Origin of the sequence: uncultured Parolsenella sp. (genome assembly GCF_934660935.1) — a bacterium.
GTDB lineage: Bacteria > Actinomycetota > Coriobacteriia > Coriobacteriales > Atopobiaceae > Parolsenella.
Map to the genome: position 1 here is coordinate 77,661 of NZ_CAKUIH010000005.1, position 25,084 is coordinate 102,744.

At 64.0% G+C, this 25,084-nt stretch carries 17 protein-coding genes; 7 read left to right on the forward strand and 10 right to left on the reverse strand.

Annotated features, from left to right (window positions below; translation table 11 throughout):
• Positions 1-2 precede the first annotated feature (2 nt).
• A complete protein-coding gene (locus Q0H23_RS03790) occupies positions 3-2,837 on the reverse strand; it encodes a UvrD-helicase domain-containing protein (protein ID WP_293835870.1) in 2,835 nt (944 codons plus the stop codon).
• A 195-nt stretch (positions 2,838-3,032) separates the two neighbouring features.
• On the opposite strand from Q0H23_RS03790, the gene Q0H23_RS03795 reads away from it, so the two are divergent.
• The gene (locus Q0H23_RS03795; RefSeq protein WP_293835872.1) at positions 3,033-4,043 is read left to right on the forward strand and encodes a 2-hydroxyacid dehydrogenase; all 1,011 of its coding nucleotides are present in this window, start codon (positions 3,033-3,035) and stop codon (positions 4,041-4,043) included.
• 289 nt (positions 4,044-4,332) lie between these two features.
• Here the strand turns inward: Q0H23_RS03795 and Q0H23_RS03800 are convergent, their stop codons facing one another.
• Both Q0H23_RS03800 and Q0H23_RS03805 read right to left on the reverse strand, forming a co-directional pair.
• Complete coding sequence (locus Q0H23_RS03800) at positions 4,333-4,920, reverse strand: zinc ribbon domain-containing protein (RefSeq protein ID WP_293835874.1); 588 nt, start codon at positions 4,918-4,920, stop codon at positions 4,333-4,335.
• A 75-nt stretch (positions 4,921-4,995) separates the two neighbouring features.
• Positions 4,996-5,931, reverse strand: coding sequence for an undecaprenyl-diphosphate phosphatase (locus Q0H23_RS03805; RefSeq protein WP_293836029.1), 936 nt, complete (start codon positions 5,929-5,931; stop codon positions 4,996-4,998).
• A gap of 341 nt (positions 5,932-6,272) precedes the next feature.
• Between Q0H23_RS03805 and Q0H23_RS03810 the strand changes: the two genes are divergently transcribed.
• Together Q0H23_RS03810 and Q0H23_RS03815 are read left to right on the forward strand one after the other, a co-directional pair.
• A complete protein-coding gene (locus tag Q0H23_RS03810; RefSeq protein WP_293835877.1) occupies positions 6,273-6,722 on the forward strand; it encodes a universal stress protein in 450 nt (149 codons plus the stop codon).
• A 402-nt stretch (positions 6,723-7,124) separates the two neighbouring features.
• Positions 7,125-8,156 carry a hypothetical protein gene (locus Q0H23_RS03815; protein WP_293835879.1) on the forward strand — a complete coding sequence of 344 codons (1,032 nt, stop codon included), beginning with the start codon at positions 7,125-7,127 and terminating at the stop codon, positions 8,154-8,156.
• A 105-nt stretch (positions 8,157-8,261) separates the two neighbouring features.
• Here Q0H23_RS03815 and Q0H23_RS03820 read toward each other — a convergent pair whose 3' ends face one another.
• The gene (locus Q0H23_RS03820) at positions 8,262-9,167 is read right to left on the reverse strand and encodes an EamA family transporter (RefSeq protein WP_293835882.1); all 906 of its coding nucleotides are present in this window, start codon (positions 9,165-9,167) and stop codon (positions 8,262-8,264) included.
• A gap of 56 nt (positions 9,168-9,223) precedes the next feature.
• Here Q0H23_RS03820 and Q0H23_RS03825 point away from each other — a divergent pair, with 56 nt between their 5' ends.
• Positions 9,224-12,244, forward strand: coding sequence for an insulinase family protein (locus Q0H23_RS03825; RefSeq protein ID WP_293835884.1), 3,021 nt, complete (start codon positions 9,224-9,226; stop codon positions 12,242-12,244).
• Positions 12,245-12,898: 654 nt separating this feature from the next.
• On the opposite strand, the gene Q0H23_RS03830 is transcribed toward Q0H23_RS03825, so the two are convergent.
• Both Q0H23_RS03830 and Q0H23_RS03835 read right to left on the reverse strand, forming a co-directional pair.
• Positions 12,899-13,531, reverse strand: coding sequence for a nitroreductase family protein (locus tag Q0H23_RS03830; protein WP_293835886.1), 633 nt, complete (start codon positions 13,529-13,531; stop codon positions 12,899-12,901).
• A gap of 32 nt (positions 13,532-13,563) precedes the next feature.
• Positions 13,564-14,358: a Cof-type HAD-IIB family hydrolase gene (locus Q0H23_RS03835; protein WP_293815747.1), complete on the reverse strand. Its 795-nt coding sequence runs from the start codon at positions 14,356-14,358 to the stop codon at positions 13,564-13,566.
• 117 nt (positions 14,359-14,475) lie between these two features.
• Between Q0H23_RS03835 and recQ the strand changes: the two genes are divergently transcribed.
• Complete coding sequence (gene recQ, locus Q0H23_RS03840; RefSeq protein WP_293835888.1) at positions 14,476-16,437, forward strand: DNA helicase RecQ; 1,962 nt, start codon at positions 14,476-14,478, stop codon at positions 16,435-16,437.
• A gap of 105 nt (positions 16,438-16,542) precedes the next feature.
• Entirely contained in the window at positions 16,543-17,871 is a 1,329-nt protein-coding gene (locus Q0H23_RS03845; RefSeq protein ID WP_293835890.1) for a homoserine dehydrogenase, read from the forward strand.
• 546 nt (positions 17,872-18,417) lie between these two features.
• On the opposite strand, the gene Q0H23_RS03850 is transcribed toward Q0H23_RS03845, so the two are convergent.
• Entirely contained in the window at positions 18,418-18,966 is a 549-nt protein-coding gene (locus Q0H23_RS03850; protein ID WP_293835893.1) for a DJ-1/PfpI/YhbO family deglycase/protease, read from the reverse strand.
• Between the two features lie 363 nt (positions 18,967-19,329).
• Between Q0H23_RS03850 and Q0H23_RS03855 the strand changes: the two genes are divergently transcribed.
• A complete protein-coding gene (locus tag Q0H23_RS03855) occupies positions 19,330-21,333 on the forward strand; it encodes a TetM/TetW/TetO/TetS family tetracycline resistance ribosomal protection protein (protein ID WP_293835895.1) in 2,004 nt (667 codons plus the stop codon).
• A gap of 106 nt (positions 21,334-21,439) precedes the next feature.
• On the opposite strand, the gene Q0H23_RS03860 is transcribed toward Q0H23_RS03855, so the two are convergent.
• The 3 genes from Q0H23_RS03860 to Q0H23_RS03870 form a co-directional block, all read right to left on the reverse strand.
• Complete coding sequence (locus Q0H23_RS03860) at positions 21,440-22,240, reverse strand: U32 family peptidase (protein ID WP_293835898.1); 801 nt, start codon at positions 22,238-22,240, stop codon at positions 21,440-21,442.
• Positions 22,224-23,492, reverse strand: coding sequence for a peptidase U32 family protein (locus tag Q0H23_RS03865; RefSeq protein WP_293835900.1), 1,269 nt, complete (start codon positions 23,490-23,492; stop codon positions 22,224-22,226). Before Q0H23_RS03865 ends, Q0H23_RS03860 begins: the two co-directional genes overlap by 17 nt.
• 95 nt (positions 23,493-23,587) lie before the next feature.
• A complete protein-coding gene (locus Q0H23_RS03870; protein ID WP_293835902.1) occupies positions 23,588-24,976 on the reverse strand; it encodes a transglutaminase-like domain-containing protein in 1,389 nt (462 codons plus the stop codon).
• Positions 24,977-25,084: the final 108 nt, after the last annotated feature.

A 25,084-nucleotide genomic window follows, 5' to 3' on the forward strand; every position in this document is an offset into this window, starting at 1 on the left:
AGCTATCCCTCGATCTTGACGATGGGCGCGAAGCCCTTCATAAGCTTCTTGATCTTGCCCGTTCGCGTGAACTTAACCTCGACAACATCACCCGAGGCCGAGAGGACCACGCCGGGACCGAAGGTCTTGTGCGAGACCTTGTCGCCCTTGACAAAGCCCTCGGACGTCTTGGCCGCATCGCGCTTGATGCCACCTGACGGGTTCTGGGCAAACGGATCTTCCGCAGGAGCCGACGCGCGACCAGAACCGAACACGCGACCAGACCCCGCGGCGTCAAAGCCGCCGGAACCGAAGGTGCGTGGACCAGACCCTCGTCCGCCCAGGGCGGAGAGGGGCAGACCAGAGCCGGATGAGATGCCAGAGGCGCTGCGGCCACCAAAGCCCTCGCTCGCGGAGCGGAAGCTCATGCCACCCGCACGATCCTGCGCATTGCCGCCAGCAGAGCGCGTGGCAGAGCCGAACACCGCGCCGCCATAGGCCTCCGTGCCGCTGCCATACGTGCCGCGGCGATCCCCGCGCTTCTCCCAGCCAACGCCTGAGAAGCCGTCTGAACCAACACCCACGAGCTGGATATCCTGCTCGGGAATCTCGCGGAGGAAACGGCTCGGCGGATTCGCCGTAGTGGAGCCATAGGTGCGACGCGTTGCGGCGTAGGTGAGGAAGAGCTGGCGCTCCGCACGCGTGATGGCGACGTAGGCAAGGCGCCTCTCCTCCTCGACGCCAGACGGGTCATCTTCGTGACCGGCATGCGGGAAGATGCCCTCCTCCATGCCGGCAACGAACACGACAGGAAACTCCAGGCCCTTGGCGGAGTGCACCGTCATCATCGTCACCGCGCTGCTCGAACCCGCGAGGGCGTCGAGATCGCTGCGTAGGGCGAGCCACTCCATGAAGGCGGGAAGCTTCTCGGCGGCAACCGTCACGCTGGGGTCAGTCGGCTGAGCGGCGGGGGCGGCAGCGGGCACCTCTCCCGCGGCATCAATCATGCCGGCCTCGCGCAGCTGCGCCAGGCTCTCGAGGGTCTCCGCCACGTCATCGTGGGTCTCGTCGAACTCCTGGGCAACGCCAAGGAACTCGCGTATGTTCTCGATACGGCCGTCCGCCTCAATGGTGTGCTCGGCCTCAAGAGCACTGATAAGGCCGGCGTCATCAACGATGGACTCAATCACGCGCGCGAGTTCTCCGGATTTGTGGCGCGCAGCCTCGATCACGCCCGTGAACTGGGCAAGCGCTCCCCTGACCTTCGCCGTGAGGAGGCCCTCTTCCGCAACGCAAGCCTGGCAGGCAGCCAAAAACGGCATGCCGTTGACCAGGGCGTAGCTCTGGATCTTCGCCACGCTCGTCGAGCCAATGCCGCGGCGCGGCGTGTTGACCACGCGCAGGGCGCTCACGTCATCCGCGGGATTCACCACGAGCTTGAGGTAGGCCGTGACGTCGCGAATCTCCGCACGGTCGAAGAAGCGTGTGCCGCCCACAATCTTGTACGGGACACCGGCACGCAGCAGCATATCTTCGAGGATGCGGCTCTGGGCGTTGGTGCGATAGAAGACCGCCATGTCGTCGTAGCTCATGCCCGCGGAGTGAATCTTCTCGATCTGGGCGCCGATCCAGCGGCCCTCGTCACGCTCGTCGCTCGCCTGGTAGGCCTGTACGAGCTCGCCGTCCCCACGCGAGGTGAAGAGGCGCTTCTCCTTGCGACGGCTGTTGTTGGCGACGACGGCGTTCGCAGCGTTGAGGATATGGCCGGTCGAGCGGTAGTTCTCCTCCAGCTTCACGACCTTGGCATCCGGATAGTCCTTCTCGAAATCGAGGATGTTCTGGATATCCGCGCCACGCCAGCTATAAATGGACTGGTCATCATCACCGACGACCATGAGGTTGCGTTGGCTCGCGGCGAGCATGTTCGTGATCTCGTACTGGACGTGGTTGGTGTCCTGGTACTCGTCCACGCTGATCTGCACGAAGCGCTGTTGGTACTTGGCCAGGACATCCGGATGATCGCGAAGCAGCTTGTGGGCGTTTATGAGCAGGTCATCGAAATCCATAGCGTTCGCGCGTTCAAGGCGAGACTGCAGCTCGCGATAGACGCGAGCCGTCGCCTGAAGGGGTGGCGTGTTGGCAAGCCCCTCGAACTCATCAGGCAGGACGAGGGCGTTCTTGGCGCTAGAGATGCGAGAGCGAATGCCGTTAAGCGGGAACTGCTTGGGCTCGATGTTGAGGTCGCCCATGATCTGCTTCACGAGGCGCTTCGAGTCATCGTCATCATAGATGGTGAAGTTGGAGGTGTAACCCAGCTTGTCCGCGTCATCGCGGAGGATGCGCACGCACATGGCGTGGAAGGTGCACACCCACATGCCGCGCGTACCACCCGGCAGCAGGGCGTCGAGACGCTCACGCATCTCCTTCGCTGCCTTGTTGGTGAACGTAATGGCGAGAATCTGCCAGGGGCGCACGCCCTCGTCCGCAATCATGTGGGCGATGCGGTAGGTGAGCACGCGCGTCTTGCCTGAGCCGGCACCAGCAAGCACGAGCAGCGGACCATGCGTGCACTCCGCGGCCTCGCGCTGGGCTGGATTGAGGCTCGCGAGGTCGATCGTCACCGCGGGCGGCGTCCAGCGTGGGCGCGTCGGGACCGGTGCGGAGGCGGGGGCCGGCGCGGGCGCCGGGACCGTCGTCGCAGCCACCGCCGGAGCCGCGGCGGGGATCGAGAAGAGCTGCTCGGTCACGGGCGCAACGGGCTTCGTGACCGCGGGCTGCGCGCCGGCGCCCTGCGCTCCCGTGACAAAGTTGGGCAACGTCAGGTCACGGGCGCTTCTCTTGGCTGGTCCTTGCGTCATACGTAGTCTCCCTGGTCATGCGCGCGGAAACCCGATGGCGAGACCGGGGCGAAGACCCCAGCCGCGAAGCCAGAACGAACCGCGTCGCGAGATTTATCGTTCCTAGTCTAACCGCGACCGCGGACAGAAACTCAAAGCGCCTAGAATGGACAGATGCTGACTAGTCCCGCATTTCTTTGCGACGAAAGGAACGCCATGCCCAGGCATCGAGTCCTCTACTACGCCCTCCCCGAATACCTCGACTTTGGGCACAAGGTCCTTTCCCAGAAGCCCTACGCCGACGCCATCGACCTCGTCGATTGCGTTCACGCGCCCTACTGCTCCCCCACCGCCGAGGAGCTTGACGGCATGGAAGCCGTCATCGGCGAGTTCATGCCCGTCGACGCCGAGTGCGCGGCGCGCATGGAGGCCGCCGGCGTGAAGCTCGTCGCGAGCATGTCCATCGGCACCAATCACATGGACCTCGCCGCCCTCCGCGAGCACGGCGTCACGGTCACGAACTGCCCCGGCTACTGCGCCGAAGACGTGGCGACGCATGCCCTCGGCCTCATGCTCGACCTCTTCCGCAAGATCACGTTCCAGAACCGCTCCATGCTCGGGGGCGGCTGGGACCCCGTGGAGGGCTACCCCACCACGCGCGTCTCGGGAAAGACCCTGGGTCTCGTGTTCTTTGGACATATCGCTCAGGCGCTCGCCCCCATGGCCCGCGGCCTGGGCATGCGCGTCGTCGCATGGGCGCCCACGAAGAGCGCCGAGACCCTCGCGGAGTTTGACGTCGAAAAGGCCGAGACGCTCGACGACCTCCTCGTCCAGTCCGACGTCGTGAGCCTCCACTGCCCGCTCATCCCCGAGACGGAAGGGTTTATCGGCAAGCGCGAGCTCGCCCTCATGAAGCCGAGCGCGTATCTCATCAATACCGCCCGAGGGGAGATCGTGGACGAAGACGCGCTCGTGGCGGCGTTGGATGAGAGCATCGCCAGCGACGGAGAGCGCGGCATCACGGCGGCGGGGCTCGACACCCTCGCAGGCGAGAACGACGGCACGGACAACCTCAACCGCCGGCTCATCGAGCACCCACGCTGCGTGACGACGCCGCACTCGGCCTACCTCTCGCGCGAGAGCACGCTCACGCTCGCGAGCATGTCGCTCGATTCCTGCGCCGAGATTCTGATTGAGGGCCGCACGCCCACCAACGCCGTGAACTAGAACCCGGACAGGACCGCGCACTTTTTCGTTGCGGCCCCAAAACACACCGTGCGCACAAACCCGTTATTCGCACGCGCCATGCACCGCGCGCAAGCCATGCCCCGCGCGCAAGCCATGATGCCGTGCCGGCCGGCCGTTGTGCTCCTACGGCCAACCACTCCGCCCCCTACGTCGTGACGGGAACAATTGCCGAGCTTTACGTGTGACTCAGCCAGACTTCAAAACAAAGGCCGGCCCGGGACTTGTCGCCCGGGCCGGCCTATTTAGAGCTACTTGCGAACAGCGCCTGTTACTTCTTCAGCAACGACAAGACTCCGCCAACGGCGACGGCGGCACCAGAGAGAACGAAGAGGTTAAAGGCAATCCCCATGGTAAAGAAGCCATAGCCCTGGTCATCGACCTGGCCCTTCCAGGCGAAGACGAAGCCAAGGAGGATCACGGCGACAACGACGCGAGCGATCGCGCCAGGCTTGCCCTTCACAAGAAGGGAGACAACAAGTGCGATGACCGGAATGACGAGGAACAGGATGTTTGCGAACTCGCCGTCCATGCTCATACCATAGACCGTGGTGCCGAAGGTCATCTGCTTGGCACTCAACGTGGTGGTGGAGCCAAAGACGCTCAGCGAGATGATGGGCATGAAGAACGCCACGATGCCCACAATGGCAGCGACGACGGACACAAGCATGCCGAGGTCGTTCGTCGCAAGGCCCGAAACGGCAATGCCGGGCTTGACGGGCTGGACAGGCTGAGCGGGCGGAACATAGCCAGCCTGAGGAGCGGCGGCGGGAGCGGGAGCACCGCCGAGCTGGGAGCCGCAGCTCGCGCAGAACCTAGAGCCGTCAGGGAGCTGAGTTCCGCACTTAGGACAAAACATGGGACCCTCCTTGGTCATCGGAGTATTGGCCCCAGTATACACTCCGACAAATTGCCGCCCGCGAACACGCGACCCCTATGCAATGCCAAGCGCCGGAGCAATCACGAGGAAGAACGCGAGCACGACCACGCCAAGGACGATGCGGTACCAGCCGAAGACCTTGAAGTCATGCTTGCGCACAAAGCCCGTAAGCCACTTGATCGCAACGAGCGACACCACGAACGCCACGACAAGGCCCACCAGCATGATCCCCCACTCGTTGGCGCTCATCACGGCGCCCTTGAGCGCGAACTTGACGATCTTGAGCAAGCTCGCGCCGAACATGACGGGAATGGCGAGGAAGAACGTGAACTCCGCCGCCACGGCACGCGTGCAGCCAAGCAGCAGGCCACCGATGATCGTGGATCCCGAGCGCGACGTGCCCGGCACAAGCGAGAGGACCTGGAAGCAGCCGATGCCGATCGCCGTCTTGTACGTGACCTCATCGACACTCGTAATAGCACCGAAGTCGGAGTCCTTCTCGGCAAGGTCATCGGTCACGCCCGGGGCGAAGTGCGCACCGTGGGGGCGCTCGGCAACCATCTCGGAACGACGACGCGCGCGCCAGTTCTCGATCAGGATGAACGCAATGCCGTAGACGATGAGAGCACCGGCAACCACATAAGAGTTGTGGAAGTGCTCGTCCATGAAGTCATCGAGCGGCAGCCCGATGACTGCGGCAGGGATGCAACCCACGACGATCTTGCCCCAGAGGCTCCAAGTGGCGCGACGACCCTCCTTACCCTTGCTTGGGCTAAAGGGGTTGAGCTGATGGAAGTACAGCACGCAGACGGAGAGAATCGCACCCAGCTGAATAACGACGAGGAACATGTTCCAGAACTCTTCGGTGACGTTCAGCTTCACGAACTCGTCGACCAGGATCATGTGGCCGGTCGAGGAGATGGGTAGCCACTCGGTGATGCCCTCGACCAGACCAAGGAAGGAGGATTTGAGCAGGTCGATGGGGTTCATGGGGATCATTCAGGACCTTTCGATTTGAGCGCGGCGGGATGCTGCGATTGATCGCGTGGCTGCGGTTAGCACAGTCACTGATTATGATGCGCCGAACGAGCGAGGCGTCCATCGGACACCCGATGTAACAAACCCCACAGAACCAGACGCAGCCGCTTCGCCCGCGGAACCAAGCGAGGCAGAATTGCGCACGGTCGCCGTCCACCGACGCATTCGCCCGCATGTCAACGAGCCGCTCGAGATTCCGCAGCCGGGGTATACCTAGGGCATGACCGGACGCGGAACACCCCTATGACCGGCCGGGGCTCTCAGGGACCCCACCCAGAGAAACGAGGTACGTCATGGCAACCCTCAACGACATTGGTTACAAGAAGGTATTCGTCTCACTCGATGGTTCTGAACAGCAGGACAAGGTGCTCAGCCGCGCCATCGTCGTGGCGGCTAACAACGGTGCGGAGCTATACATCGGCCACGTCATCGACTCCACGGTCCTCGAGACCGCTGGCGCCTTCCCGTCAGACCTCATTCCCGGTATGGACAAGGCATTCCGCGAGTCCATTGAGCCCCTCGTTACCGAAGCCAAGGCGAACGATCGCATCCCGAAGGTCGAGGTTCAGGTAAAGACCGGCCGCATTCGCGAGACCCTCAAGGAGGAGCTGCTCGACGTCATTAAGCCCGACCTCGTACTTTGCGGGGCACGCGGCCTCTCGAGCATCAAGTACGCGCTGCTCGGCTCCATCTCGACGTTCCTGCTTCGCAACACCGACTGCGACATCCTCGTCGTGAAGTAGCACCCGCTCTGGCACCCTGCCGCACATCGTGGCTCGTGCCCACACGGGCAGCCCCGCCGCACATCGTGGCCCGTGCCCGTACCAAGCAGCGCCGCCGCAGGTAAAAGCATGTAATGGCAGAGCTTTTCACCAGCTCCACGCAAACGCTCGCCTCGCGGAACGTCAACTGGCAAAAATCACACAAGCGCCGTCGATGGACATCCCATCGACGGCGCTTAGCCCTATTTAGCTGGGGAATGTGTGAAGTGGGCCGGTAAAAGGTAGACTATTGTCCGTATGCCCTTCGATTCGAGTACAACCTCGTCTCGCGGACACGGGCCATCCGGCGTCACTCGCCGCCTTGTCCAATGGTAAAAAAGGGGCCGGAGCGCGTGCGGTCCTAAGACTGACCTCGGGAGTAGCATGAAGAAACGCAGCGTGAAGGCAAAGGCGGTTCTGACCGTAGTGGCCAGCGTCGTCCTATCCACGTGCTGCGTTCTGGCACTCCCCGCTCACATCGCCCACGCCACTTCAGTCGATGAGCTCCAGGCCAAGGTCGACGAGGCGGCCATGGCCTATGACGAGGCGACGGCCAAGGTCAACGAGCTCCAGACCAAGATCGACGAGTCGCAGGCAAAGATCGACGAGGTCACCGCCCTCCTCCCCGAGCAGCGCGACCGCGCCGCGGTGTCGATGAGCTCCATCTACAAGATGCAGCAGGACACCCCGGGTCTCGTGAGCCTGCTCCTTTCTGCCAATGATTTCTCGGATTTCCTCACGACCTACCAGTACATCAGCGCTATCCAGCGTTCCAACTCCGATGATCTCAACGAGCTCGTCAACATGGAGAACGAGCTCACGAGCGCCCAGCAGACGCTTGCCGCCGCCAAGGAAGAGGCTGACAACCAGCAGCGCCAGGCGCAGGAAGCCATGAACCAGGCCCAGGCCGCGCTCGATCAGCTCAACGCCCAGATTTCCGCTCAGGCAGCCGCAGAGGCAGCCGCTCGCGAGAACGCGAACACCCAACAGAATCAGACGCCCGAGACTGGCTCCAGCAACAACTCGAACGGCAATTCCAACGCAGGCACCGACACGGGCAAGTCCGATCCGGGCGCGACCGACGGCTCCGAGGTCGAGACTGACGGCGAGTGGATGATCGGCTATGCATCCGCCTACTCCGTCGCTGACAACACCGGCGGCAACGCCACCGCCTCGGGCGACATCCTCACGGACGACTCCATGACCGTCGCTGTTCCGCTGAGTCAGCGCTATCTGCTTGGCCGTACCGTTCAGATCCGCTACGGCGGCAGGACCATCACCGCAACCGTGAACGACGTGGGTGGCTTCGCCCAGCACGGCCGCGCCCTCGACCTCGCTGGCGGTTGCTGGAAGGCCTTCGGCTGCTCGTCGCCCTATGAGTGGGGCGTTCGCGCCGTTCAGTATCGCTTCCTGTAGCATCGGCCGCGAAAGCCCAGCACGATCCCATCGCAACCAAAGCAAGGCGCCAAGGTTCATCCGCAACAGCAAACAGGGCAGGCACCCGGCCCGCGGCCAGAGCCCTTACGCGGTGAGATACACCATCGTGATGATCATTGCGAAGCCGATGAGGTCCGTCGGCGAGAAGCTCGTGCCGAGCCACAAGACGGAGAAGATCGTCGCGGAGATGGGCTCGGACGTGCCGAGCATGTTCGCGCGAAGCGGCCCCAGGTCCTTCACGCCCTGCATGTAGAACGCGTATGCCAGGAAGCTGCCCACGACGGAGATAGCGACGAGCGCCACAATGCCCGCGAAATCGAATACCGGCACGTTCTCCCACGGGTGAATCAGGATGGCAAGGCCACCGCCCGAGATGAGCATCGAGATGGCGTTGACGACGGGACTGCCCCATTTCTCGAGAATCTTCGCCGGAATGGCGGAGTAAATGGCGTAGGTCGTGGCGGTTGCAAAGCCCCAGAGCAAGCCATTGAGCGGCATGGCGAGCTTGCTGGGATCCCCTCCCGTAGCAAGCAGGAACGTGCCGCCAAGGGCAAGCGCGAGACCCAGGGATTCGCGGCGGCGCGGCAGACGCTTGGCAACCACGCAGGAGAAGATCATGAGCAGGACAAGCGAGAGCGCCTGGAGAACCGTAGCCGTCGCGGAGTTCGTGATCTTGATCGTCGTGATGTAGCTGAGAGAGTTAACCATCATGCAGAAGGCCGTCGCAAAGAACAGGCCAATGCCGGAGGACCCGGGACTAGTCCTGACCGCCTCACCAAGCTCGGCGAAGTGCTCCCTCTCGCGCGGAGCGGCGAAGACATAGACGAAGAACAGGAGCGATGCCGTGAGCTGGCGCACGCAGAGAAGCCACAGCGGAGTCACCCCATAGCCATCCATCAGGAACTTTGCACATGTGCCGGAAAAGCCCCAGCATGTGCCGCCCAAAAGCGTGAGGAGAACGCCACGCCTCACGTTGTTTGCCTTCGTCATTCGCTTCCCTTGCGTGATACAGTCAGTGCCAACAGCAACCTGTGAAAGGTACCATCATGTCTTCCGCATATTCCACCCTTAATTTAAAGCTTTCTGTCGGTGGCATCTATCATGGCTTCACCGTCGAGACCGCCGAGGATTTGCCCGAGATTTCAGGCACCGCATACGTGATGCGTCACAACGCGACCGGAGCGCGCGTCATGTGGCTCGCCTGCCCGGATGGCAACAAGGCCTTCTCCATTGCCTTCAAGACTCCGCCCGCGAACGACACAGGCGTCTTCCACATCCTCGAGCACTCGGTGCTGTGTGGCTCGGACAAGTTCCCCGTGAAGGAGCCATTCGTCCATCTGCTCAAGAGCTCGATGCAGACCTTCCTGAACGCGCTCACGTTCTCTGACAAGACGATGTACCCCGTCGCCTCAACGAACGACCGCGACCTCGAAAACCTCATGGAGGTCTATCTCGACGCGGTTCTCCACCCCAACATCTATAGCCGCCCACGTATCTTCGAGCAGGAGGGCTGGCACTACGAGCTGGGCGAGGCCGCGGATGAGACGCGGGTCGCAGGCAGCGGCGAGACCGCCGAGGATGCGGGCACCGGCAGCGACGAGGAGGGCGCGGATGCCAGCGCCGCGGGCCTCACTTCCCGTCCGCTTACCTGCAACGGCGTCGTCTACAACGAGATGAAGGGCGCTCTGTCAGACCCGGACGAGATCCTCATCATGGGCATCAACCGCCAGCTCTTCGGCGAGACGCCCTACGGCTGGGTCTCCGGCGGCGATCCGGCGGCAATCCCCTCCCTCACTTACGAGGAGTTTCTCGACACCCACGCGCGCCACTATCAGCTCTCGAACTCCTACTCGATCCTCTACGGAGACCTCGACATCGACGAGAAGCTCGCGTTCCTCGACGAACGCTTCATGAGCGCCGAGGATCGCCACGCAGGTGACCCCAACCCCCTGCCCGCGTGCCCTGCGCGCGTGAGCGGCCTCGTCCAGATTCCCATGCAGACGACGCCCGACAACGCCTGCGTGGGCGTCGCCTACGTGTTCGCCCGCTCCTCCCAGCGCGAGCGCGTCCTCGCCGCGGACATCCTGATTGACGCGCTCGTCGGCTCGAACGAAGCGCCGCTCAAGCGCGCCATACTCGAGAGCGGCATCGGCCAGGACGTGAGCGGCTTCCTCTATGACGGCCTCCTCCAGCCCATCCTCATCTTCGAGCTCAAGGGCGCCAAGCCTGGCGTTGCCGAGCAGTTCCAGAAGCTTGTCGAGGACACCTGCGCCACGCTCGCTCGCGAGGGGCTTGGGCAGGACAACCTCGAGGCCTCGCTCGCCCAGGCGGAGTTCAACCTGCGCGAGGGTGACTGGGGCTACCCCGATGGCATCGGCCTCGCCATCCAGGCGATGAGCGGCTGGCTTTACGATGACGCGGACGCGACCCTCTACCTCCGCTACGAGGACGCGCTCGCCCACATGCATGAGGGCCTTACGCAGGGATACTTCGAGCGGCTGCTCTCCGAGGCCATCTGCGGGTGCGACCACAAGTGCCTGGTCGAGGTCGTTCCCACCGAGGAGGAGCGCTCCGACGAGGCCCAGCGTCTCGCTGCCAAGCGCGCCGAGCTCTCTGACGCCGAGCTTGCCGACATCGCCCGCGAGGCGGAGGAGCTCCATGCGGAGCAGGCCGCGCCGGACACCCCCGAGGCTCTGGCCACGCTGCCGCGTCTCGAGCTCTCTGACATCGGAGACGGCCCCGCCGAGCCCGAGACCGTTGCCGTTGAGGCTCCCGTCCCGTGCTTCCGCCACGACATCGACACGCGCGGCATCGACTACGCCTACTTCTACTTTGGCCTCGACAAGGTGAGCTTCGAGGAACTCCCCTACGTGAGCGTGCTCGCAGGGCTTCTCGGCAGACTCGACACGGAGACACGCAGCGCCTACGACCTCGACACGATCTGCGAGTCCAAGCTCGGCTTCCTCTCCTTCTTCACCGAGACTTACAACACCGAAGGTGACGAGACGAGCGCCCGTCCGAAGCTCGTCGTGGGCGCAAGCGCGCTCTCCTCGAACGTCGAGTGGCTCGCGAAGCTGCCCGCCGAGATTTGGTCTACCACCAAGTTCACCGACCGCAAGCGCATCGCCGACAGCCTCACGCAGCGTCGTCTGGGGATGGAGCAGTCCTTCGTGAACTCGGGCCACGCCGCGGCGCTCTCGCGTGTGAACTCGCAGTTCATGGCAAGCTCCGTCGTCGCGGAGAAGCTTGGCGGCGTTGACTTCTATCTGTTCCTGCGCGATTTGGTCGATCACTTCGACGAGCGCGCCGAGGAGCTCGAGGCGAAGCTTGGCGACCTCTGCCGCCGCATCTTCTCCGCCGGCAACTGCGAGATGAGCATCACAGGCCCTGGCGAGGACGCGAAGCGCTTCTGGGAGGCAGCCGACGGACTCGCCCTCGCGAGCGCCGACGAATCCGACAAGGCGCTCGTCGTTCCCGCGCCCCAGGCTCGCGCCGAGGCCTTCATCGTTCCCGCCAACGTCTGCTTCGTAGCCGAGGGCATGCCCGGTCTCAAGCACGGCACCAAGTCGAGTGGCACTTGGCGCGTCGCGTCGCAGGCGCTCTCCTATGAGTACCTCTGGAACGAGGTGCGCGTGCTGGGTGGAGCCTATGGCTGCGGTTTCCGCTGCACGACCGACGCGTTGCTTGAGATGTACTCCTTCCGCGACCCCGCCGTCGACCCCACGATTCGCCGCTTCGAGGCTGCCGCCGAATGGCTTGCCAACTGGAAGCCGACGGACGAGGAGCTCGAGGGCTTCATCGTCGCGAGTGTCGCCGGTCTCGACGCGCCCGTGAAGCCGCGCCAGCTCGGACGCAGGCTTGACGCCCAGCGCCTCTCCGGTCGAGGCGAGGACTGGCGCGAGCGCCGCCGCTCCGAGGTGCTTGCCACCACGGCCGACGAGCTGCAAGACCTCGCGCGTCCCCTGGCCGAGCTTCCCGAGAGCCGTGGCGTCTGCGTCTTCGGTGGCAAGGAGCAAATCGCCGTCAGCGCACTCGACCTCGACGTTCGCGAGCTCTTCAGCGCATAGCAAGGGCGTGTCCGCCGTCAAACGCGTGGGCGCCCCGCACACCAGCTATGTCTCGCGCGAATCGCGCCTGTATGTCAGCTGTGTCTCGCGCGAGCGACGACAACGAAAACGAAATTCCGTTGGGGTGGTCAAAAACACCATCTCGGCGGACGTTCATTGCCCGTTTCAAGACAATCTGGAGGGCAAAATCGTATGCATAAGGCTCTTCTTGCGGCCGTCACGATCGACGTCACATAGCCCCAACGCGCTTACCTGCGGTTTCGTCTTTTAGCTCATTTGGACCGTCATCTTGTGGTGCCGAAAACCTAGAAATTCCGTCCGCCGCACAATGGTTTTTGACCACCCTGGAGGAAAGTAGCCTTTCGAGGTTGCCGTTGAGATCGCCAAATTCGACCCCTCCGCGCCTACGGCCAAAATAATATACAGAAGACGGAATACTATATGCATTTTCGAAGCAAACCGTCGTTTGATGGTCCAGCGGCGACCAACTGTGGCGGTCCCGCAACAGAAGGGGGCGGTCGGCGCATTCCGACCGCCCCCCAGCCGAAGCCAAAGAATGGCCGTCTTCCCAAGCAGGCTCACGTTCAGCAAGCAGCCATCGCCCATCGACCCGGCCCGCCCGCCGGTTAGCACCCGCTCGACAGCCAACTCCATCTATCGCCCGATCAGGACATCCTCGAGCGAGCGCTTGGGCACATGGTGAACGCTCTCGGCATCACGCCAATAGTTGATGGATCCGTCCGGGCTGGCGGAAAGGGGCTCGAGCACGACCTTCTCGGCAGGACGCCCCAACGCGAGCACCATGAGGGGCTCGACCCCCTCGTCCGCAAGGCCAAGAGCTTGAGACACACCGGCCTTGTTGAAGGCATGCAGCATGCAGCCGCCAAAACCGGCCTCGACAGCGGCGAGCATGATGGTCTGTGCGGCAATTCCCTCATCGACCGAAGTCGTCGCACCATGGCCAGCGTCACAGATCACGATATAGCCGGTAGGACGCTCGCCCTCCTCGGGGCCATCCCAATCCTTGAGAGCTCCAGCCCACTTGAGCTGGGAAAACACCATATCACGCTCGTTTACCGAGCTCACAAGGCGAAAACGCAGCGGCATGCGGTTGGCGCCGCTCGCCGTGAGGCGCGCGAGGTTTGCAAGCTCGACGAGAAGGGTCCTGGGAATAGGGTCGCCCTCATCGAAGCGTCGATAGCTACGGCACGCTCGCACCGTCCGCGCGAAATCACCAAGGTCAAAGTCTTCCTCGGCAAGACGTGCCAACTCATCAATCTCGCTCATGGTTCCCCTTTCGCCGCACGCAGGTTTAGCACTTAGTCAATCAGGCCATAGTGACGCAGCGCCAGAGCGATGCCGTCCTTGTCCACGTCCGTCGTCACGTAGTCCGCAGACGCCTTGGCGTCATCAGTCGCATTGCCCATCGCCACGCCAATCTCGCAATAAGCGAGCATCGTGGCATCGTTGCCGCCGTCACCAAAGGCGATCGTCTCCTCGCGAGAGAGGCCCAGGTGCTTGAGGGTGGCCTCGATGCCCTTGGGCTTGCTGCTCGTGGACGGAACGACGTCGCAGAACAGGTCACACCAGCGGGTGATGATGCAGTCGCTCATGACATCGGAGACCTCGTGCTCCTCGTCCGGGCTAACAAACGCGCAGAACTGGTAAACAGGCTCATTGAGTGCCTCGGAGAAATCGAGCACAGGGTACTCAAAGGCAACCATGCGCTCAAGCTCACGAACCTTCTCCGAGCGACGATTGCAGAAGACGCCATTGCGGTTGAGCAACAGGGCATCGAACATGCCGTCCTCGACGCACTTCACGAAGCGACAGGCGATCTCGTGGTCGATGGGCACGTCCGCGTAGACGCCGCTCTCGTCATAGCACATCGAACCGGTCATGGTGATATAGGCATCGAAGGCGTCGTCAAAGCCCGGGAAGCCGTCCTTGATGCACCAGGGGAGCTGGGCCGTCGGGCGGCCGGAGCAGATGCAGCACTTGACGCCGCGCTGCCTGAGCTGGACAAGCGCGTCCTTGGTGCTTGCGGGGATGAGGTGGTTGGTCTTGTCCGAGAGAAGCGTACCGTCGATATCGAAGAATGCAGCCTTGATCACACGAGTTCCTTTCTGTGTCTTGGTTTCATTGCCTAGCATAGCAGCGTGACCGGATAGCTAAAACATGTCCGCAATGACTCGTACAATGTCGTAACCAAGACTCACGAGGGAGGGCGCATGGGAGATATCGACACGAGCCACGGCAGCATAGGCAGGGGCGGCACATCGGGATTCGCCAGGTCCCGCCATGGCGAGGGCACCGCGCTCGCCATTCTGCGCTCCACCTTTGGGTATGAGGCCTTCCGCCCGCACCAGGCAGAGATTGTCGACGCCGCGCTCGCCGGTCGCGACGTCTTGGCGGTAATGCCCACCTCGGCAGGCAAATCCATCTGCTATCAGGTCCCCGCCCTCGCGCTCGGCGGCCTCGCCCTCGTGGTATCCCCACTCATTTCCCTCATGTCAGACCAGGTAACGGCGCTCCGCCAGGCCGGCGTGGCCGCTGCATGCCTCAATAGCGCGCTTGGCGCAGAGGAGCGCCGCGAGGTCCTCTCCCAGGCGTCTCGCGGAGAGCTCGCACTGCTCTACGTCGCGCCAGAGCGCCTCGATGACCCTGCGTTTCTCGATATGGCAAGCGAGCACGGCGTGGCGCTGCTCGCCATCGACGAGGCGCACTGCATATCGCAGTGGGGCAATGACTTCCGCCCCAGTTACCAGCGTATCCGCAGCTTCATTGACGCCCTGCCCACGCGTCCGCCCGTGATGGCGCTCACCGCCACGGCAACGCAGCAGGTCCGCAACGACATCGAGACTTCGCTTGCCCTTCGCGATCCGCTTCGCGTCGTGGCGAGCTTCGACCGCCCAAACCTCTCCTTCTCCGTCGAGCGCCCGTCGAGCCGCGCGGATAAGAACGCCGCGCTGCTCGAGTTCGCACGCGCCCGCGATGATCGCTCCGGCATCGTCTACTGCATGAGCCGTCGCGCCGTCGAGGAGGTGTGTGATTCCCTCTGCGAAGCAGGCCTTGCGGCGACGCGCTACCACGCTGGCCTTTCGCCCGAGGAGCGGGAACGCAACCAGGAGGATTTCCTCTTCGACCGCAAGACCGTCATGGTGGCGACGAATGCCTTCGGCATGGGCATCGACAAGAGCAACGTGAGCTACGTCGTCCACTACAACCTGCCGCTCTCCCTTGAGAACTACTACCAGGAGGCGGGCCGCGCCGGCCGCGACGGCACGCGCGCGGAGTGCCTGCTGCTCTACAGCCCCGGGGACGTCCACACCGCGGAGTTTCTCCTCTCACGCACCCAGCGCGACGACCTCACGCCGGAGCAGCTCCAGACGATGCGCGAGGCAGACGAGGCACGCCTCCGCCAGATGGTCTTCTACGCCACCACGACGGGCTGCCTGCGCTCCTTCATCCTCCGCTACTTTGGCGAGGAGGCACCCGCCTACTGCGGCAATTGCGGTAACTGCCTGGCAGACTTCGAGGAGGTCGACGAGCGCACGAATGCCCTCAAGATCCTGAGCTGCGTCGCGCGCGTCCGCCAGCACGCGATTGCAACCAACAGCCCCGCCACGAGCGTGGGCGCGGGTTCGCTCGTCGACATCCTGCGGGGGTCCCGCGCCGCGAAGGTGCTCGAGCGCGGCTGGGATTCGCTCTCCACCTACGGCATCATGTCGGAGGTGCCCGTGCCGCGCATTCGTGCCATCATCGACGAGCTCGTTTTTCGCGAGTACCTCACACGCTCGTCCGGCGACTTTCCCACCATCGAGCTTGCCGGCCGCGGCGTGGTGTTCATGAAGGGGGACAAGCCCTTCATCATGCGCGTCGCCAAGGGCAAGCCCCGCGCACCCAAGCGCGATGAACGCCGCACGCGCAAGGCGCGCAGCGCCGGCGAGGAGACGCCCGACCTCACGCCCGATCAGGCAGAGCTCTTCGAGCGCCTTCGCGAGCTTCGCCTCTCCATCGCGCGTGAGCAACAGGTGCCGCCCTACCTCATCTTCAACAACGCCACGCTCGAGGACATGTGCCGCAAGCGTCCCGCCACGGCAGACGAGCTCCTTGAGGTCTCCGGCGTGGGCGAGAAGAAGGCGGAGCGCTACGGACAGGCCTTTCTCGACGCTATCGCCCAGGATGCATAGGGGCGACAAGGACACACGTCGGCAACCTACGCTGGACCTGCCTCGGCTACAATTTGCACCATCTAACATGCACGCGACGCCGCTAGCGGCACGAAGGAGTAACCCATGCGCACTGTGAACGTCGGCATCATCGGCCTGGGCACCGTGGGCGGCGGCGTCGCCCGCCTCATTCTCTCCCATCACGATGACTACGTTGCCAACTACGGCATCGACCTGGGCATTGCCCGCGCTTGCGCTCTCGATCCTGAGGCCGCGCGCGCCTGCGGCGTTCCCGACGACGCCTTCACCACGGATTGGCACGACGTCGTAAGCGACCCGTCCGTAGACGTCGTCGTCGAGCTCATCGGCGGCGAGCACCCCGCAACCGAGATTTACGAGGCCGCCTTCGCCGCCGGCAAGCACGTCGTCACCGCCAACAAGGCCCTGCTCGGCCGCCACGTCGAAGCCCTCGCCGCCAAGGCACGCGAGAACGGCGTTCAGCTCAAGTGCGAGGCCAGCTGCGGCGGCGGCATCCCCATCGTGAGCACGCTCGAGCGTGACCTCGTGGGCAACAAGATCCTCACCATCGCCGGCATCCTCAACGGCACCACGAACTACATCCTCAGCCGCATGGAGTCCGAGGGTGCCGACTACGCGGACGTCCTCGCAGACGCCCAGGCCAAGGGTTATGCCGAGGCCGATCCGTCCGCAGACGTCGATGGCTTCGACGCCGCGAGCAAGACTGCCATCCTCGCCTCCATCGGCTTCGGCACGCGCGTCACCACCGATGACGTCTACCAGCAGGGCATCCGCACCATCGCTGCCGAGGACATCGCTGTGGCGCACGAGCTGGGTTACACCATCAAGCTGCTGGGCATCGCCCGCAACACCCCCAAGGGCGTCGACGTGCGCGTTCATCCCACGATGATTCCGCTCGATCACCAGCTCGCCAAGGTTTCCGGCGCCATGAACGCCGTCTACGTGGTGGGCGACGCCGTGGGTGAGACGATGTTCTACGGCGCCGGCGCCGGCTCCTTCCCCACGGCGAGCGCCGTCGTGGGCGACATCATGACGCTCGCAGACCCCATCTCCAAGGGCGCCACGCCGCTGCCCGAGGCAGAGCCCTTCTCCCACACGCTGCCGCTGCGCTCCATGGACGATCTCGAGACGAAGTACTACGTGCGCCTCACCGTGGCAGACCGCGTGGGCGCCCTCGCCGAGACGGTCAACGTCTTCGCGAAGCATGACATCTCGATCTCCCTCATCAACCAGCTCGAGGATGCCTCTTCTGACAGCGACACCTGCTCCGTCATCTTCCTGACGCACAAGGCGCTCGAGAAGAACATGCAGGCTGCGGCCACGGAACTCGCCGAGGCGGAGTGTGTGCGCGAGGTCGCCAACGTCCTGCGCATCGAGGACACCGAAGCCTGGTCTGACGGGGTCATGGCGAACTAGGGCAAACCAAACCGCTCAGCCCAGTCGTAATGGCCGGGGCACTAGATTCAGTCGCCAGAGCTAGGGAACTACAGTCGCCAGAGCTAGGACGCGGCGACCGAGCCACCGAGCGCACCAACATACCGCGCGAGAATGACGCGCCGGCAGCCGCCAAGAGCAAGCTGCCGGCGCGTTTGCTTTATCCGCTGGCCGCGCCTTTTGACTCGAACCATATGACGTATATGTCATATCGGCTGCTAATGGCGCTGCTCTTGTACTTGCCGGATATGACGTATATGTCATATCCGCAGCTAGACGTACCGAAAAGGAACTCATCTCTCAATATGACTTATATGTCATAAGGCCAGGTAGATAAACCCGTCCCCATGCAGCTATCGTTTGTTGTGAATATGACTTATATGCTATATCCGCAGCTCAGAAGCTCACAAAAGTGGGCTGCCGCCCATTCGGACAGCAGCCCCGTCAAAGTAGTCCTTGTCGACTCGTCGCTAACAAATACCCTCGTGGCGTACCTCAAGCAGGCGAGTCACCTCCGAGACCTGCGCATTACGCCAGAGCAGACTCAATGGCGGCGCAGAACGCCGGCAGGTCATCCGGGCAACGGCTCGTGATGAGCGTCTGGCCGTCAGAGTCATCGACGTGAGCTTCCTCGTCGACCCACACGAAGCCGCCGTTCTCCATGTCAATGCGATTGAACTCGCAGCTGGTCACGGTCTTGCCCTCGGCAACGCCGGCATTCACGAGCAGCCACGGGCCGTGGCAGATGCACGCGACGACCTTCTTGGCCTCCATAAACTCGCGCATGATGCGGTGCGCCTCGGGGTTGATGCGCAGACGGTCCATGTTGACCGTACCACCAGGAACGATCAGCACGTCATAACCCTCGGCACCAGCCTCTGCGAGCATCTTGTCAGGAACGATCTGCTGTGAGTCGTAGCGATCGCCCGTCACACAATCAATCGGGTTCTGAGCTGCGGCGATATCAACCTCCGCACCACGCTCGCGCAGGAACTCGACGGGCTGGAGAAGCTCAGGCTCCTCAGTGCCATAGCCCTCGACAATGACGAGAGCGCGCTTGCCAATAAGATCTGCCATGGTATCCCCCTGTCCGGCGCCCAGGCGCCAACGCATACGTGCAATGGTGTAACGATACCCACGCAGAAGGGTCATCGGGCCACGCATCCGCCAAATGGTTTGAGGGCATCGGCAAGGAGAGAACGAGCATCGTGGGCAATCACGACCGTTGGCACTCGCGTAGCCAAGGCCGCTTTTCTCACGAATGGGCAGCGCGTCGATATCGGCACGCAGGGCAACCGCAGGCCCGCTCGAACGGCACCATAGCCCCCGCGGTCTTTAGGCGCCCGGGACGGGACGGTAAGGCCGCCTCACGTCTTGACCAAGACGCTCACCGGGGAGACGATTGCACCCACACGTAAGCACACAACGCCCGGGAGACCTATGAGGCAAACGGTTGTCGGCATATTGGCGCACGTCGACGCAGGTAAGACCACACTCGCAGAAGCGATGCTGTTCGACGCGGGCACCATCCGCACCTGCGGGCGCGTCGACCGCGGCGACTCCCACCTCGACACTGACCTCATGGAGCGCGACCGTGGCATCACGATCTTCTCCTCCCAGGCAGCCCTCGAACACGCAGACGCCGCGATCACGCTGGTGGACTCCCCCGGGCACGTCGATTTCTCCGCCGAGGCGGAGCGGACGCTCGCCGCCCTCGATCTCGCGGTGCTCGTCGTAGGCGCGAACGACGGCATCCAGGGGCACACCCGCACCCTCTGGCGCCTGCTCGAGCGCCACGGCATCCCTACCATCATCTTCGCGAACAAGATCGACCTTCTGCCTGATGCGGGTTCTCTCGCCGAGAAGAACGCCCTGGTCGCGGCCCTGCGCGCAAGGCTCTCCGAGGGATGCCTCCCCATCAAGGAGCTAACCGGCGAAGCCGCTGCCATGACGGACGAGGCGGCGCTCGAGGAGTTTCTCGAGACAGGCCGGCTCAGCGACGCGACCGCTCGGCGCCTCTTCGCCGAGCGCCACGTCTTTCCGTGCCTGTTTGGCTCGGCCCTCAAGAACGAGGGCGTGGCCGAGCTTTTGGATGCCATCGCGAGACTCGCGCCCACTCGTGCTTGGCCCAGCGAATTTGCCGCACGCGTGTATCGCGTAGGCCGTGGCGAGCGCGGCGAGCGAATCGCCTGGCTCAAGGTCACCGGTGGCGAGCTCCGCGCTCGCCAGCAGGTGGACGGCACCGCCGACGGCACCCCTTGGTCCGAGAAGATCAACGAGCTCCGCATCTACACGGGTTCGCGCTTCGAACCCGTTTCGCTCGTCTCCGCCGGCGGCGTCTGCGCCGTAACGGGTCTCTCGCACGTTCGCCCAGGAGACGTGCTGGGCGCCGAACCCGCGCCAGAGCGTCCCGTCTTGGCGCCCGTTCTCACCTACGGCGTGCTCACGGGCGACGCCGACATCCACACGGTACTCAGCGCCTTGCGAGAGCTTGCCGAGGAGGACCCCATGCTCGCCGTCTCCTGGGACGAGCACCTGCAGGAGATTCGCCTGAGGCTTATGGGGGCGGTCCAGCTCGAGGTCGTCCGCGACCTCATGGCGCGTCGGTTTGGCCTCGATATCGACTTTGGCCCAGGCAGCATTCTGTACGAGGAGACCATCTCTAGGCCAGTCATGGGCGTTGGCCACTTCGAGCCCCTGCGTCACTACGCCGAGGTTCATCTCCGCCTCGACCCAGCGCCGCGTGGCAGCGGCGTGACATTTGGCTCCGAGTGCTCCGAGGATGATCTTGACCGCAACTGGCAGCGCCTCATTCTCACGAACGCGCAGGAACGAGAGCTCGTTGGCGTTCTCACCGGTGCGCCCGTGACTGACGTTCGCATAACCCTCGTTGGAGGCCGCGCGCACCTCAAGCACACCGAGGGCGGCGACTTCAGGCAGGCGACTTACCGCGCGATGCGACAGGCGCTCATGACCGCCCGTGAGCTCGAAGAATGCGTGCTGCTGGAGCCGTGGTACGCGTTTGAGCTCGAGCTACCCACGGATAAGGTCGGCCGTGCGATGTCTGACCTCACGAGGATGTCCGCTCGCTTCGGCTCTCCCGAGCAGATGGGTGACGAGGCTCGCCTCACAGGCGAGGTTCCCGCGTCTGAGCTCGGCGACTACGCCTTGCAGCTTGCCGAATACACGAGTGGCCAGGGAAGGATCTCTCTCGAGCTCTCCGGCTATGAGCCGTGTCACGACGCGGATCGCATTATTACGGAAGCGGGATATAACCCCGAGGCGGACCTTCTCAACACGCCGGATTCGGTCTTTTGCAGCCATGGCGCGGGGTACACCGTCAAGTGGCATGAGGTGCTGGAGCACGCTCATGTCGAGGTAGATCCGTCGCGGCTGCGCCCCTGGCGCTCGGCGGCAGAGGTCATGGGCGAGGCGGAGCGGTAGAGGGCGCGACTCGGCACGGGGGCGGCTCAACGCGGGGTATCTCTGCGCAGGGGGGTTCTCGCCGCAGGGATGCCTCGCCACAATGGAACGCTGTCCGGGAGGCTAGCTACTCGACGCCCGTTTGGGCAAGGCCTTCGATGCCGCGCTGCTCCACATCCTCATCGGCAAGCACGCGGCGAAGCCTCGCGAGTGCGTCGCAGGCCTCGTCAACACTCGTCGACGCCGCGTCGACGAGCAGACGGGCAACGCCCGCCTCGGCAAGCTTGGCCGCATAGGGCACAAGGTCGAGAGGTTCATCGAGGTAGATGCGAGAGCGACCGCTGGCATCCGTGCGCACGGGCAGGGCGCGCCCGTCGATGTTCACGAGCCAATGGGCCTCACTCCGATGCGGGCAATGCACATGGTCGCGATCGCAGCCATAGGCGACCTGCAAGGCACAGTGCTCGCACGTCATGATGCGCGGACGCCCATAGACGGTCGCACCAAGCGGCAAGGCATCCGCTCGCGCAAGCTCGCACGCCTCATCAAGCGAGAGCTCCGGAGACAGCCAGGCGAACTGAGCGCCAAGATCGCCAATAAGCCGCAGCGTAGACGTGTTGTGCACAGGAATACAGGAGCGCGTCTCGACAAGGGCGCCACGCTCGCGAGCGAGGGCGAGCTCGGAGACATTACCCACCGCCGCTGGCATCCCGCCGCGCAGCCACGGGTCAACGCGGGCATGGTCTGCCTCGCGGCAAACCTCGTCCAAGACGGGGATGACGGCCTCCTCCGCCACGCGAGCGAGAAGTTCAGGCGCGGGCTGCGCGTCAATAACGTCGAGGTAAATACGGGTGGCACCAGCAGCGCGCAAAGCGGGCACATCATCAATGCTGCGCACGAGCGCGCAGAGCTCAGAGTTCTTGCTCAAGTTCGCTCACCGCCTTTGCCGCCGCAAGCTCCAACGCCACGGATTTCGTGACTCGAGCGGGAACACCCGACTCCATCGGCCTGGGACAGGAGCACTCGATGACGTCTCCCGCTCGCGCGTCGCACGGAGCCTTAACCACGAGGAAGCGCTCGGGATCCCCCTGTGGCCTGAGCTCGATGGAGTCGCCCTCCCCCACGGGCGCGGAGAGGCGCACGCGCACGGTGCCACGCAGTTGCTGGCCATCGCGCGGCTTGAAGCCGGGCTCGGGCTCGAACCCCACGACCTCGCCCACGACCTCGCCACGGTTGCCACTACGCTCATAGCTCATGAGCTCGTTTCCCGAGGTGCCGTGCAGATACGCGTCGGTGAGGCCACGGTTGAACGTGCGCTTGAGACGGGCCCGCGCAGAGCCAGGTACGTCGGCGCCGGCAGTGATCGCGTCAAGCGCCGCTCGATATGCCGAGGTAACGGCCCAAACGTATGCCGCCGGCTTCATGCGTCCCTCGAGCTTGAAGGCAGAAACGCCCGCATCGACCATGGGCCTCAGGTCATTGATCACGCAGTTGTCATGCGTGCAGAGCGGGCGTCCGCGATCCGGCACCTGAAGGCGCACGCCGCGCTCGTCCACAAGATCGAACGGCAAGCGACACGGCTGGGCGCAGAGACCCCGGTTGGGAGAGCGGCCCTCGCGCAGGAAGCTCGAGAGCATGCATATGCCCGAATAGCTGGGACAAATTGCCCCATGCGAGAAAACCTCGAGCTCCGCGTTCGTCTCCGCGGCAATGACGGCAATCTCCGCCAGCAGCAACTCGCGAGAGAGCGTCACGCGCGAGGCACCAAGCTGCTCGCACAGGCGGACCCCGCGCGCGTCGTGGACGTTCGCCTGAGTCGAGACGTGAATCTCCGCCGAGGGGAACGCACGATGCACCTCGGCAATAAAGCCCAGGTCCTGGATGATAAGGGCGTCGGCGCCCGCGTCGAGCACACGGCCCGCCGCGCCGATGGCGCCGACGAGCTCCGCCTGCTTCACGACAACGTTCATCGTCACGTAGACGCGAATGCCGCGGGAGTGGGCGAAGTCGCAGAGCCCAGCAAGCTCGCCGGGCCCGATACCTCCCGCACGGCGGCGGGCGTTAAGCTCACCGGTAACGCCGCAATAGATCGCATCCGCCCCCGCCGCGACGGCAGCAAGGAACGCCTCACGATTCCCCGCCGGCGCCAAGAGCTCAGGTATGTCATCCCTAGTTCTCATCCCAAACAAGTTGACAAAGGGACAGTCCCTTTGTCAACCCGCGCGCCGCCACCTGAAAAAGGGACAGTCCCTTTTGCAGGTTTCGCGCGAGGCCACTAGCTCATGGAGACGAGGGTGGTTTGCCAGGTGAAGTCATGGAAGGTGAGTCCGCGATCGCCGACAATCAGCTCGCCCACCTGGTTGTCATACGGGTCCGCGCGCAGCGTGTCGCACGCAGGCGTAAGCGGGGCCATGAACTGCGAGTTCGCGACCATGCGCCACGGGCCAAGGTTGCCAAAGTAGAAGCGGCGGCGTGCCTCGTCGCCATCACGGCGGGCGGAGGAGCCGAACGAGCAATCGGCCCAGAGCCACCCAAGTCCCTCGACGTAGAACATCGCCCAGTCATGCGGTCCCACGTAATCGGGCGCCGCATAGAGGCCGCTCTGCCAGCGCGCAGGCACGCCGCCCAGGCGGCACAGTGTGATGAACGTGACGGCAAACACGCCGCAGTCGCCACGAAGCGACTTCGCGCACGAGTCTGCGATGGGATCGAGCAGCAGGTACTCAGGCTGGAAACGGTAGTCGACGTTGTTCGTCACGTAGTCATAGGCGGCACGCGCACGGCCAAGTGCGTCATCGGCGGGGATGGTCGCGAACAGGCGATCCGCGAGTTCGCGCAGGTAGGGCGTGAACGTAACATGCGGCCGTTGCTCGGCGACATCCGCCACCTCGGGCGCGGGCGCGGAGGCAAAGCGCGCGTCCTTCTCGGCAGGAGCCGGCGCCTCGCACCAAAGGTCCACGTACGGCGCGCGAATCGTGTACTCGTAGTCCACGTAGAACTCACGCTCGCCGCACGTCTCCCAATAGGCCGTTCGCTGCGGCGCGTCGGCGGGCGCCACCTGGACGCCCGGCGTGGCATCTCGCAGCTGGATGTCGCAGACCTGCGGGCATTTGGCGGGCAGGGGCAGCCAGCAGCGCACGGGCGTATCCGGCGCCACGTCAACACCCTCGCCCGCCGCGATGCTCGCGCGGATGCGAATGCGTCGCTCGGCGAAGCCCTTCTCGCGCATCTCATCGAGAACGGCAAGCTGCTCGGCGCGGTCCTGCACGGGGCACGCGAGACCAGGCACGTCTTCGGGATACTTCCGCAGCGAGTCGACGAAGTTGTCGAGAAAGCGCTGCTCTCCCCCGACGAGGCGCCAATCGATACGTCGCGTGTCAACGAGACGGTCGAGGTCGTCCTCGGAGAAATCCGGCCACTCCGCACGCACCTGCTCGAGGGCCGCCTCTCGCGTCACGCAGAAGTCGAGCGGCGTACGCAGCATACGGGCACGCTCGGCACGCAGGCAAGACGCAAGTTCGGGACGCGTTCCCGCACGCAGCTCGCCCTCGATGAGGCGGATGGCGCGCTTGAGCTGTCCCGCGTCCTTGAGCCGCTGAATCTCCGGCGGAAGGCCGTCATCCAAGTGGCGGAAATCGTCATTCGTAGCCTCGAACTCGTTCATAGCGAAAGGCCTCCCTGAGCCGTCAACCCGCGAGTTCTCCAAGCATAGCGCCACCGCAGTCCGAGCTCACGCACGCCACCTGAAAAAGGGACTGTCCCTTTTTCAGGT